Origin of the sequence: Tistrella sp. (assembly GCF_002684955.1) — a bacterium.
Taxonomy (GTDB): domain Bacteria; phylum Pseudomonadota; class Alphaproteobacteria; order Tistrellales; family Tistrellaceae; genus Tistrella; species Tistrella mobilis.
In genome coordinates this window covers 54547-67480 of record NZ_NYWI01000067.1, presented here as the reverse complement: position 1 = coordinate 67480, position 12934 = coordinate 54547, and the positions used below count along the sequence as shown (strand labels likewise).

At 69.4% G+C, this 12934-nt stretch carries 7 protein-coding genes; 5 read left to right on the top strand and 2 right to left on the bottom strand.

What is annotated here, in order from left to right; translation table 11 throughout:
* The first annotated feature begins 80 nt into the window (after positions 1–80).
* Entirely contained in the window at positions 81–1250 is a 1170-nt protein-coding gene (locus CMO28_RS20580) for a pyridoxal phosphate-dependent aminotransferase (protein WP_296716366.1), read from the top strand.
* A gap of 143 nt (positions 1251–1393) precedes the next feature.
* On the opposite strand, the gene CMO28_RS20575 is transcribed toward CMO28_RS20580, so the two are convergent.
* Positions 1394–4762: an Rne/Rng family ribonuclease gene (locus tag CMO28_RS20575; RefSeq protein WP_296716365.1), complete on the bottom strand. Its 3369-nt coding sequence runs from the start codon at positions 4760–4762 to the stop codon at positions 1394–1396.
* A gap of 990 nt (positions 4763–5752) precedes the next feature.
* Here CMO28_RS20575 and CMO28_RS20570 point away from each other — a divergent pair.
* The 4 genes from CMO28_RS20570 to CMO28_RS20555 all read left to right on the top strand — a co-directional run bounded on the left by CMO28_RS20570 (position 5753) and on the right by CMO28_RS20555 (position 12146).
* The gene (locus tag CMO28_RS20570; protein ID WP_296716363.1) at positions 5753–7144 is read left to right on the top strand and encodes an N-acetylmuramoyl-L-alanine amidase; all 1392 of its coding nucleotides are present in this window, start codon (positions 5753–5755) and stop codon (positions 7142–7144) included.
* A gap of 205 nt (positions 7145–7349) precedes the next feature.
* Positions 7350–9890 (top strand): penicillin-binding protein 1A, encoded by a 2541-nt coding sequence (locus tag CMO28_RS20565; protein ID WP_296716361.1) that lies wholly within the window; start codon positions 7350–7352, stop codon positions 9888–9890.
* Between the two features lie 69 nt (positions 9891–9959).
* Positions 9960–11088, top strand: a protein-coding gene (prfB, locus tag CMO28_RS20560; RefSeq protein WP_156503035.1) for a peptide chain release factor 2 whose coding sequence is annotated in 2 segments (ribosomal slippage) — positions 9960–10028 and positions 10030–11088 — 1128 coding nt in all. Because the reading frame shifts where the segments join, the coding sequence is not laid out codon by codon here.
* Positions 11088–12146 carry an alpha/beta hydrolase gene (locus CMO28_RS20555; RefSeq protein WP_296716358.1) on the top strand — a complete coding sequence of 353 codons (1059 nt, stop codon included), beginning with the start codon at positions 11088–11090 and terminating at the stop codon, positions 12144–12146. Before prfB ends, CMO28_RS20555 begins: the two co-directional genes overlap by 1 nt.
* Before the next feature lie 10 nt (positions 12147–12156).
* Here CMO28_RS20555 and CMO28_RS20550 read toward each other — a convergent pair whose 3' ends face one another.
* Positions 12157–12885, bottom strand: coding sequence for a hemerythrin domain-containing protein (locus CMO28_RS20550; RefSeq protein WP_296716355.1), 729 nt, complete (start codon positions 12883–12885; stop codon positions 12157–12159).
* Positions 12886–12934 lie beyond the last annotated feature (49 nt).

Sequence of the window (12934 nt, the reverse complement as noted above, 5' to 3'; positions counted from 1 at the left end):
GTCCCGGCCAGATCTGTCGCGCCCCGTGCAGGTCGTCTTCCCCCCGGGGGCACGGCCCCTGCAGAAGGATACCCCATCCCATGCCCGTTTCCCGTCGTTCGCAGATCCCCCCGTTCCACGCGCTGGAGGTGCTGGCCGAGGCGAATGCGCTCGAGGCTGCCGGCCGTCACATCATCCATATGGAAGTCGGCCAGCCGTCGACCGGCGCGCCGGCGCCGGCGATCCGTGCAGCCCGCGCCGCGCTCGACGGGCCGGCTTTCGGCTACACCGAAGGGGCCGGGCAGCCGGCGCTGCGCCGGCGGATCGCCGCGCATTACCGGTCGTGGTACGGGCTCGACATCCCGATCGAGCGCATCCTGATCACCCATGGGGCGTCGGGCTGCTTCACCATCGCCTTTCTGGCGGCCTTTGATGCCGGCGCGCGGGGGGCGATGGCGGAGCCCGGCTATACCTCGTATCGCAATGTGCTGAAGGCGCTCGACATCGAGGTGGTGTCGATCGAGACCGGGCCCGAAAGCCGTTTCCAGCCGACCATTGCCCATCTGGAGGCGCTGGATAAGCCGATCGACGGGCTGATCGTCGCCAGCCCCTCCAACCCCACCAGCACCACGCTGAAGCCCGAAGAGCTGGAAGCCCTGGTGCGCTATTGCGAGGCGAAGGGCATCACGCTGATCTCGGACGAGATCTATCACGGGCTGACCTATGGCCGGCCCACCCGCAGCGCGCTGAACTTCTCGCAGGCGCCGATCGTGGTGAACAGCTTCTCCAAGTATTTCGCCATGACCGGCTGGCGCATGGGCTGGATGATCCTGCCGGAAGACATGGCCCGCACGGGTGAAAAGCTGGCGCAGAACTTCTTCCTCTCGCCCTCGGCCGTTGCCCAGATCGCCGCCACGGCGGCCTTCGACGGCTATGACGAGGCAGAGATTGCCGTGAAGCGCTATGCCGAGAACCGCCGGGTGCTGCTGGAAGGGCTGCCCAAGGTCGGGCTGGGCCGGATCGCGCCGATCGACGGCGCCTTCTATGTCTGGGCCGACATTTCCGACTACAGCACCGACAGCATCGATTTCTGCCGCCGCATGCTGCACGAGGCCGGCATCGCCGCCACGCCGGGTGTCGATTTCGACCCCTTCAAGGGCCATCACTATCTGCGCATGGCCTTTGCCGGCTCCACCGAAGACATGGTGCAGGTGGTCGACCGGCTGGATGGCTGGATGCGCCGCAGCTTCGGCGTCGGCAAGGTCGCCTGACCAGACGCATGACAGCTGCCCGGACAAAAGAAAGGGCCGCCGGTCGAACCGGCGGCCCATTCTTTTGTCAGTGGCTGGCTTTTGTCAGTGGCTGGCTTTTCGTCAGTGGCCGGAGCCGGCATAGCCGGCTCCGGTGTCGACGGTCAGCTGCGGCCGCGAGAGGCCCACCAGCCGCGGCGCGGGCGCGCGGGCGCGCCTTCGGCCTCGATCACCGTCACGGCCGGCTCGTCATCGCCGGCCGGCTGCGGCTCGGCCTCGGTGCCGGTCTCCGCCTCGGTGGCCTCGGGCGTCGCCTCGGCGGCCGCTTCCTCGCGGAAAGGCGGCTCCAGCGGGGCGGCCGGGGTTTCGGCGGCTTCGGCCACCGCAGCGGCGGCCGGCCCGTCGATCACCGGCGGCTCGGCACCGGTTTCCACGGCGGTCACGACCAGGGCCGGCTCGGCCGCCTCCACCGCAGGCTCCGCCTTGCGGCGGCGGCGCGGCTTCGGTGCCTCGGCGGCAGCTTCGACGGGCTCAGCCCCCTCGACCGCCTTCGCCTTGCGGGCGCGGGTGGTCTTGGCCGCGGCGGCCTTGGTGGTCGCAGCCTTGGCCACCGTCGCCTTGGCCGTCGTCGCCTTGGCGCGCGTCGCCCGCTTGCGGGCGGGGGCCGCCTCTGCCACCGCCTCGGCGTCGGCCGGGGCGTCGGCGGCAGTCTCGGCCACCTTGCGGCGGCGCCGCGGCTTGGGCGCGGCCTCGGCCTCGGCGGGCGCCTCGGCTTCGGTCTCGGCCTTCACCTTGCGACGGCGCTTCGGCTTCTCCGGTGCGGCCACCGGCTCTTCGGCGGCAACCACCGCATCGGCCTCGACCACGGCATCGGCTTCGGGCACCAGATCCGCACCGACCATCTCGGGTTCGGGGGCGGGCTCGGGTTCGGCGGCGGGCTCGCTGACCGGGGCCTCGGGCTCCGCGGCGGGGGCGTCGGCGGCCACGGTCTCTTCAGTCGGTGCCAGGTCGACCGCTGCGGTGTCGGCTGGTGCCGCTTCGGCGGGCGTCTCGTCGCTCACCGGTCCCGTCTCGCTCACGGAGGAAGTCGGCTCGCTCACGGGCTCCGGCTCGCTCACGGGCGCCTCGTCGCTCACCGGAGCGGGGGCGGCATCGGCTTCGACGGCCGCGACCGCCTCGACCTCGCCCGGCCGCCGACGACGGCGGCGGCGACGGCCGCGACCCTCTTCGGCTTCGACCACCTCGGCCACGGGCTCGACGACCTCGCTCTCCGCGCCAGACGCTTCGACTGCCGGGGTTTCCGTTTCGCTCACCGCCTCGGCAGTCTCGGCCTCGGCATTCTCTGCCTCGTCGCCGGCCTGCTCTTCATCGGTGGCCTGCTCCCCGTCAGTGGTCTGGGCCTCGGTGCGGGCCTCGCCATTGCCCGGGCGACGCCGGCGACGCCGGCGGCGACGGCGGCCGTTCTCCTCGCCATTCCGGTCGTCGGCATTCCGGGCGTCTTCGGTGCTCTCGGCTTCGGCCTCGGTCGTGGCGGTGTCGGCCTCGGTGTCACCTTCGGCCTCGCCGTCTTCGTCCTGGTCCTCGGCCTGGTCCTCGCCCTCGGCGGTCGACTGGGTCTCGTCGTCACGACGCTTCCGCCGGCGCGACCGGCGGCGCCGCTTGCGGCGGGTCCGCTCTTCCTCGCTCTGGCTGTCGGCCTCGGGCCGGGTCTCGGCTTCGGCCTCGCTGCGTGCCTCGGCGGCAGCCTCTTCCTGGGCCATGGCCTCTTCCTCGGCCTCGGCTTCGGCAACCTCGGCGGCGATGCGCGCGGCATCGGCATCGGCGGCGGCGGCAGAGGATTCGGCGGTCACCGGGCGTTCGCTACCGGCCGGACGCTCGGGGATTTCGCCTTCCTTGCGCTGGCGGGTGCGTTCCAGCTCGTAAGGCGTGGGCGGCGTCAGATTGTCGGCGGCTTCCACCAGCACGCGGAAGACATAGCGGGCCTCGATATCCGCCAGCATGTCGCGCTTGTGGTTGAAGATGTAGAGCGCGACTTCGGTCGGCACGCGCAGCACCAGCTCTTCGGTGCGCTCGCGGATGCCTTCTTCTTCCACCGCACGCAGGGCGGCAAGCGCGGTGCTTTCCACCGACCGGACCAGGCCGGTGCCGCCGCAATGCGGGCACTGCATGGTGCTGGCCTCGATCAGCGACGGGCGCAGGCGCTGGCGCGACAGTTCCAGCAGGCCGAAACCGCTGATCCGGCCCAGCTGGATGCGGGCGCGATCGGCTTTCATCGCCTCTTTCAGGCGCCGTTCGACCGCACGGTTGTTCTTGCGGTCGTCCATGTCGATGAAGTCGATGACGATCAGTCCGGCCAGGTCGCGCAGGCGCAGCTGGCGGGCGACCTCGTCGGCGGCTTCCAGATTGGTCTTGAGCGCGGTCTCTTCGATGTTCCGTTCGCGGGTGGAGCGGCCCGAATTGACGTCGATCGCGACCAGCGCCTCGGTCTGGTTGATCACCACATAGCCGCCCGAGGGCAGGCGCACGGTGGGGGAGTGCATCGAGGCGAGCTGGGTTTCGACCTGATAGCGGTGGAAGAGGGGGATGCGGTCGCCATACTGCTTCACCAGCCGCGCGCGGCTGGGCATCAGCATCCGCATGAACTCCTTCGCGGCGCGATAGCCGTCGCCGCCCTCGACCAGCAGTTCGTCGATGTCGTTGGAATAGATGTCGCGGATCGACCGCTTGATGATGTCGGCCTCTTCATAGATCAGGGCCGGGGCGCGCGACGACAGGGTCCGCTCGCGGATGTCGTCCCACAGCCGCGAGAGATATTCGTAGTCGCGCTTGATCTCGGTCTTGGTGCGCTCGGCGCCGGCGGTGCGCAGCACCACGCTCATGCCGGCCGGGGTGCCCAGCTCGGTCAGGGTCTCGCGCAGCTTCTTGCGGGTGCGGGCGTCCGAAATCTTGCGCGAGATGCCGCCGCCATTGGGCGTGTTGGGCATCAGCACGCAGTAGCGGCCGGCCAGCGAAATATAGCTGGTCAGGGCCGCGCCCTTGGTGCCGCGCTCTTCCTTGGCCACCTGGACCAGGATCAGCTGCCGCTTCTTGATGACTTCCTGGATCTTGTACTGGCGGTGCGGCTGCAGCCGCCGCCGGCTGGCGCCGCCGGCCGCGATGTCGTCGACGTCGGAACCGCCGACCTCCTCGATCTCGGGCCCTTCGCCGGCATCGGCGCGGGCTTCGCGCTCGGCATCCTCGCGCGCCGCCTTTTCGACCTCGCGGACCAGGGCCTCACGGTCGGCCAGGGGGATCTGGAAGTAGTCGGGATGGATCTCGCTGAAGGCCAGGAAACCGTTCCGGTTTCCGCCGTAATCCACGAACGCGGCCTGGAGCGAGGGCTCCACCCGGGTCACCTTGGCGAGATAGATATTCCCCTTCAGCTGCTTCTTGGTCGAGGTTTCGAAATCGAATTCTTCAAGCCGGTTGCCGTTGGTGACGACCACCCGCATTTCTTCGGGGTGGTTCGCGTCGATCAGCATACGCTTCGTCATCGAGCGTGGAACTCCGGATATGACCGCAACGGGCGCCGGCCTTCGTCAGGCGGCGCAGATCCGTCGGGCAGGATGTGGAGGAACGACGCGCGGGGTTGCGGCCGTCGGCTGCGCGGGCGCCGGTCAGGGCGGCGGCGGCAGGCGGCACGGTCAGGCCCGGTGTCGGATGGCAGGGGAACGATACGAAGACGACGGAACGCATACCGCCGAGCGATCGGCGGCAGTCGAAGCCTCTCAGGCTATGCACCGGACGCTCAGACGGATGTGGCATCGGAAGACGCCTCAGGGCCCGTGCGACCGACGCTCTGCGCGAAATCGCGCGCGTCGTTCATGACCGTTCCTTGTTGGTCGGAGGGGCGCGCCGCGTAATTGCCGCACACCCCGCTCCGCCGCCGCGTCACAAGGATTTCGCTCTCCGCCGGCCGGCCCGGCCCGCTTGTCGCGTGGCCGGCATGCCCTGGGTCGTCGTCGTCCTGCCTCGCGGCGGGTTCAACCGTCGGCCGGGGGATGCTCCCTCCCGGAGCGGCGCGGTCCGATCAACTCGGTCCGATGCCTCCGGCCATACGGAATTCCGGCGCCTCCCATCCGGTGGTCGATCCTGTCCCAGGCGGGGCAGGGCCGGTGGCCGAAGCGGAACGCGCGGCCGCACTATAGAACAGGTCGCGGCCCTTCCACAATCGCGCTGTTGCAATCCGGCGACAGGGCAAGCGCGTGCTGCGCAGGCATGCGGCCACCCCGGGCGCGTCCTGCGACAGCCGTTTCGGGGCGGGCATGGCGGCGGCTTGAGTCACACCGCGGCCACAACCCTTCGTGCAAGTTCACCCCCGGTGCCAACAACATGGATAAACGCATTGAAAGATTGGGCGACTTCCGCCTATAAAACGAAGGAGTCGCTGGTTGCGGTGTCATCGGAGCTGCCCGTTCGCGGGCGGTTTTCGGGCGGCGCGGCCGGTCAGAGGATCAGCCGCCGACGCCTCCTGGAGCCGTCACATGTCCGCGCCTGCCATTCGCCAGACCGCCGACCATCTTTGCCGCGTCTCCGCCGCTCCGCCGTCCCGGCCGGGGCGGGCTGCCGCACGGCTGGGCCGGATGGCGAAACGCGCCATGGGCTGGGCGGTGATCTGCCTGCTGGCGCTGGTCGCGGTGATTGCAGGGCCGCTGCCGGGCGTCGGTCCGGAAGAGGCGGTGGCCGCCGAAACCGCCCGCGCGGTCGGCCTGCGCTTCGGCATGCATCCCGACAAGACCCGGCTGGTGATCGATCTGGACCGTCGGGTGGATTTCCGGGCCTTCACCCTGTCGGGCCCCGACCGGGTGGTGATCGACTTCCGCAATCTGGACTGGCAGATCCTCGACAAGGGCGAGAATTCGGGCGCCGGGCTGATCGCGCGCTATCGCGTCGGCCTGTTCGAACCCGGCGTCTATCGCATGGTGCTCGACCTGTCGCAGCCGTCGCAGATCGATTCGATGTTCGTGCTGCCGGCCCAGGACGGTCTGCCGCCGCGTTTCGTGGTCGATCTGTCGCGCACCTCGGCGCAATCTTTCGCCCGCACCACCCTGAAGGGGGAACCGGAAGACCGCTTCGACGGCACCAAGGTCGCGGCCGCCCCGCAGCCGCCGGCGGGGCAGGCGGCGGTCGCCGCCGCGCCGATCCTGCCCGACGCGGCCAGGCCGCGGGCCCGGACCGACGGCCGGCGGATCGTCGCCATCGATGCGGGCCATGGCGGCATCGATCCCGGCGCCATCGGCATCACCGGCGTGCAGGAAAAGTCGATCACGCTGGCCATGGCCAAGGCGCTGGCGCAGGAGCTTGAAAAGACCGGCCGCTACAAGGCGGTGCTGACCCGCGATCGCGACATCTTCATCCGGCTGCGCGACCGGGTCGCCATCGCCCGTGCCGCTCAGGCGGAGCTGTTCATCTCGATCCATGCCGATTCGGTGCAGAACCCGCGCACGCGGGGCCTGTCGATCTACACGCTGTCGGAACGCGCCTCGGACGGTGTCGCCGCCCAACTGGCCGACAGCGAAAACAAGTCCGACCTGATCGCCGGCGTCGATCTTTCGACCGAAAGCGCCGAGGTCACCTCGATCCTGATCGATCTGGCCCGGCGCGAGACCATGAACCTGTCGGCGCGCTTTGCCGGCCATGTCATCGGCCAGGTCCAGCCGCATACCGAATTGCTGACCAAGCCGGTGCGCTCGGCCGGCTTTGCGGTGCTCAAGGCGCCCGACATGCCGTCGGTGCTGATCGAGACCGGTTTCCTGTCCAACCGACAGGATGAAAAAGTGCTGCAGGATTCCGCCCATCGGGCGAAACTGGCCCGCAGCATCGTCGGTGCGGTCGATCAGTTCTTCGCCGCCGAACAGACCTGGAGCCGCCTCTGATCCGGCACGGCCGCGTCGGAGGCCGGCCTCTTCCGATGCCGTGTCATTTGCGTGGCTTGCAGGTCGGGGATGGTACCCCTGCGATTGACGCCAGGGCCGCGCGCGGCCACACTCCGGCTCCGCGACCAGGGACGGATCCGTCCGCTGGCGCCGCCCGTCAACCACATGGGAGCCGCCGGCCCTGGCCCGCGGCGTTGCACAGCCGATGAGCCTGATCCGCCTGCTCGGTTTTCTCCTGACCGGCATCGTCCTGCTCGCCATCGCTGGCGGCGCGGCGCTTTATTACGGCGTCACCATGTATGACGGCGACCTGCCGGATTTCGAGCAGCTGGCCGATTACAAGCCGCCGACCGTCACCCGGATCTATGCCGGCGACGGCCGCCTGCTGGATGAATATGCCCGCGAGAAGCGCGTCTTCGTGCCGATCGACGCGATCCCGGATGTGGTGAAACACGCCTTCATCGCCGCCGAGGATCAGAACTTCTACACCCATCCCGGCATCGACGTGGTCGCGATCCTGCGCGCCGCGGTGACCAATATCGACAATCTGGCCAGCGACCGCCGGCCCATCGGCGCCTCGACCATCACCCAGCAGGTGGCCAAGAACTTCCTGCTGACCAACGAGGTGTCGATCGAGCGCAAGGTCAAGGAGGCGCTGCTCTCGCTCAGGATCGAGCGCGCCTTCACCAAGGACCACATTCTCGAACTCTATCTGAACGAGATCTATCTGGGCTATGGCGCCTATGGCGTCGCGGCGGCGGCGCTCGCCTATTTCGACAAGTCGCTCGACGAGCTGACCGCGGAAGAGGCGGCCTATCTGGCGGCCCTGCCCAAGGCCCCGAACAACTACAACCCGATCCGCCGTGCGGATGCCGCCAAGGCCCGTCGCGACTGGGTGCTGAGCCGCATGGCCGAGGACGGCTACATCTCGGCCGACGAGGCCCGTGCCGCCGAAGCCCGGCCGCTGGTCACCCGCCCGCGCGGCGGCGAGGATCAGGCCCGCGCCGATTATTTCGTCGAAGAGGTCCGCCGCGACATCGCCCAGCGCTTCGGGTCCGACGAACTCTATGAAGGCGGGCTGACGGTGATGACCACCGTCGATCCCAAGCTTCAGGCCCTGGCCGACACCGCGCTTCGCGACGGGCTGGTCTCTTACGACCGCCGCCACGGCTATCGCGGGCCGGTGCAGAGCGGCGTTGCCACCGACGATATCGAGGCCGCCCGCAAGCGGCTGGAGGATCTGGGCCGCGACAAGCCGCTGGTGCCGGGCTGGCGCTATGCGCTGGTCACCGAGGCGGGCGGCAAGGCCGCGAAGCTGATCTTCGCCGATGGCGCCGCCGGCACGCTCGATCTCGAGGCGGTGAAATGGGCGCGGAAATACGTCTCGGTCGACCGGCGCGGGCCGGCGATCCGGGCGGTGGACGATGTGGTCAGCACCGGCGACATCGTGGTCGTGGCGCCGGCCGACGATCCGACCGAGGTGGCGGCCGAGGCCGACCGCCGGGCCGAAGACGGCGAGGGCCCGGCGCCCAAGGCCGCCGCAGGCGCGCTGAAACTGGTCCAGGTGCCCGACGTCTCGGGCGGTCTGGTGGCGATGAACCCGCATAACGGCCGGGTGCTGGCGATGACCGGCGGCTTCAACTTCGCCGCCAGCGAGTTCAACCGCGTCACCCAGGCCCAGCGTCAGCCGGGCTCGGCCTTCAAGCCCTTCGTCTATCTGTCGGCTTTCGAGCATGGCTGGACGCCGGCCTCGATCGTTCAGGATGCCCCGCTGGCGCTGGAACAGGGGGCCGGTCTCGACACCTGGCGGCCCAAGAACTACAGCGGCCGCTTCTACGGCCCCTCCACGCTGCGCGTCGGCGTGGAGCAGTCGCGCAACCTGATGACCGTGCGTCTTGCCCGCGACCTCGGGGCCGAGTCGATTTCGGAAATCGCCCGCCGGCTCGGCATCGGCGACTGGCCGCCCTATCTCTCCACGGCGCTTGGCGCCGGCGAGACCACGCTCATGCGCCTCGCCACCGCCTATGCCATGGTGGTCAATGGCGGCAGGCAGATCCATCCGGCGCTGGTGGAGCGCATCCAGGACCGCGACGGCAAGACCATCTTCCGCCGCGACGAGCGCCCGTGCGAGGCCTGTTCGGTGCCGGAATGGCATCCGGGCCTGCAGCCGCCGGTGCTGCCCGACACCCGCGACCAGGTGCTGAACCCGCTCGACGCCTATCAGCTGGTGCATGTCATGGAAGGCGTGATCCAGCGCGGCACCGGTCGCCGGGCCTTGTCGATCGGCAAGCCGCTGGCCGGCAAGACCGGCACCACCAATGACAGCTTCGATGCCTGGTTCATGGGCTTCAGCCCCGACCTGGTGGTGGGCGTCTATGTCGGCTTTGACACGCCGCGTTCGCTCGGCGATAACGAGCAGGGTGCCTCGGCCGCGCTGCCGATCTGGGTTGAGTTCATGAAGGGCGCGCTGGCCGATGCACCGGCGACGCCGTTCCGTACCCCCAGCGGCATCCGCCTGGTGCGCATCGACGCCAAGACCGGCCTGCTGCCCGGCCCCGATACGGCGACGGTGATCACCGAGGCGTTCAAGCCCGGGACCGAGCCGACCATGGTTTCGGGCATGCAGGACGATTACGGCACCTATGGCGATCCGGGCGCCGGTGCGGGGACCGGCGGCACCCTGCCGGCCCGGCCTTCGAACCCCTATGGCGGCGCTGCGGCGCCGGCACCGGGCGGCCTCTACTGATCGGGGTCACCGCGATATCCATGCCGGCGCCATCCGCGCCGGCATCATCATCAACGGGAGGACGTGCGTATGCGCGCCGAGATCAAGTCGCTCGCCGACGAGATCGAGCAGACCTTCGGTCTGCTGAGGAGGTATCTTTGACTGGGAGAACGCGCTCATCCGGCTCGAAGAGCTGAACGCCCTCTCCGAAGATCCGAAGCTCTGGGATGATCCGGCGCGCGCGCAGAAGGTAATGCGCGAACGCACCCAGCTCGAAGGCGCCATCGAGCGCTATCGCAAGCTGGAACAGGCGTTCCGCGACGATCTGGAACTCGCCGAACTGGGCGAGATGGAAGACGATGAAAGCGTCGTCGACGAGGCCCAGGCCTCGCTTGGCCGGCTGCTCGACGAGCTGCTGAAGCTCAAGGTCGAAAGCCTGCTCTCGGGCGAGGTCGACGGCAATGACAGCTATCTTGAAGTCCATGCCGGCGCCGGTGGCACCGAAAGCCAGGACTGGGCGCTGATGCTGCTGCGCATGTATACGCGCTGGGCGGAATCGCATGGCTACAAGACCGAGCTGGTCGAAGAGACCGACGGCGAAGAGGCGGGCATCAAATCGGCCACCCTGCTGATCAAGGGCCAGAACGCCTTCGGCTGGGCGAAGACCGAGACCGGCGTCCACCGGCTGGTGCGCATCTCGCCCTTCGACAGCCAGGCCCGGCGCCAGACCAGCTTCGCCGCCGTCCATGTCTATCCGGTGATCGACGACTCGATCGATATCGAGATCCTGGACAAGGATCTGCGCATCGATACCTACCGGGCCTCGGGTGCCGGTGGCCAGCACGTCAACCGGACGGACAGCGCCATCCGCATCACCCATGTGCCCACCGGCATCGTGGTGCAGTGCCAGCAGGACCGCTCGCAGCACAAGAACCGCGCCACCGCCATGGGCATGCTGAAGGCACGCCTTTACGAGCGTGAACTCAGGATGCGGGAAGAAAAGGCCCAGGCCGAGGCGGATGCCAAGACCGATATCGGCTGGGGCCACCAGATCCGCTCCTACGTGCTGCACCCCTACCAGATGGTCAAGGATCTGCGCACGGGGGTGGAGACCGGCAACACCCAGGCGGTGCTGAACGGCGATCTGGATGCCTTCATGCAGGCGGCGCTGTCGGCCAGGGTCGAGGGCACCTCCGGCGATGTCGGCGATCTCGACTGATGACGGCCCGCTTCCGGACAACCGGACGCCTTGCGACCGCGGCGGCTCTGCTCGCCGCGGTCGTGTCGTTTCAGGCCGGCCTGCTGGCGCCGTCCCGGGCCGAGGCGCAGCTGGCGACGCCGGCCGCCGCCCTGTGTGAGCGTCAGATCGCGATCAAGGCGCCGATGCCGGCACCGGTCGACGCTTCCGGCGATCTGGTCGGCAGTTTCGGCTTTCCCTGTGCGGCCGGTGCCGATGCGGTGCTGCCGGTGGTGCTGATGCTGGCGGGGTCCGGCCCCACCGATCGCGACGGCAACCAGCCGGGGCTGCGCACCGATCTGTTGCGCATGCTGGCGGAAGATCTGGCGGCGCGCGGCATCGCCAGCCTGCGGGTCGACAAGCGCGGCATCGGCGCCAGCCGGGCGGCGATTGCCGACGAGGCGCTGATGACCATCGACCTGCTGGCCTCGGATGCCGCCCGATGGACCCGTGCCGCGCGCAAACTGGCCGACGGGGCGCCGGTGATCGTGCTCGGCCACAGCGAAGGCGGGTTGATCGCCCTGCTGGCGGCGCGGCGCGAGGCGCCCGATGCCATCGTGCTGGCCGCGACCCCGGGGGAGCCCGCCATCCGCACGCTGGAACGCCAGCTGGCCCAGGCCCCGATGCCGGATGATCTCCGCCGCACCGCCGACCGGATCCTGGCCGATCTCGGTGCCGGCCGGAAGGTCGCCGATGTCCCGCTGGAACTGGCGCCGCTGTTCCGGCCTTCCGTCCAGCCCTATCTGATCTCGTGGCTGGGCATCGACCCCGCGACCGTGATGGAGCGTTTCGGCGGGCCGGTGTTGATCCTGCAGGGCGATCGCGACCTTCAGGTCACCACTGCCGATGCCCGCCGCCTGGCCGCGGGCCGCCCGAAAGATACCCGGATCGAAATCCTGGCCGGACTCAACCATGTGCTGAAACCGGCCCCGGCCGACCGGGCGGGCAATATCGCCGCCTATACCGCCCCGGGGCTCAGGCCGGATCCGCGGGTGGCCATGCTGATCTCGGCCTTTGCGGGTACCGGCGCCACGCCCTGAGCGCTGCCTGTCAGGCCGCGATCTGCAGCCTGAGGGCAAGGTCGGCGAAATCGGCCGGCGGCAGCAGCGGCCGGGCGACCTCGTCCATCAGCAGCCGGAACACCTCGGCCGGGGCCGTGGCGCGCACGCCGCCCAGCAGCCGCACCCGCTCGGCCGGCGACAGCGCCGGGATGATCAGCCGCATGAAGGCCAGGTTCATCTCGGGCGACAGCGTGCTCACGATCTCCATCTCGATCGCGGCCAGTTCGGCATCGCTGAACACGGCCTGAAGCAGGGGCGTGGTCACCGTCTCTTCCTCGTGCATATGGGCGAAATCCCGGGCCAGATGGGCCGCGAAGGCCAGATAGAGCGCACGGCCGGCTTCTTCGCGGGTCCCGGAGAAGTCGTCGGTCAGCGCGGTGATCCGTGCGATCAGCCCGGCGATCGAGCGGTGATGATCGGCATGCTGGCGGTCGAGGTCTTCGGTCGCAGGCCCCGTGCGGGCTTCCAGCGCCCGATGGATGGTGTCGCTTTCATGGGCGATATGGGCGGTGGCGAGCCGCAGATAGTCGCGCAGCTCGGTCAGCAGGCCGGTGGTCGCGGCCGGGCTGGCGAAATCCGCCCGGCCCAGCCGGTCGAGCAGGGCCATGCCGGCCCGCCGCAGCCCCTTGTGCACCGGGCCGTAGAGATCGTACCGCCCGTCCAGCGGCAGGATCGGGGTGATGGCGGCGTCGGACCGGCTGCCGTGGATCATGGTCATCAGGCGTCCTCCTCTGGGCGGCCCCTGCTGTCGGGGCCCATCCTGTGGT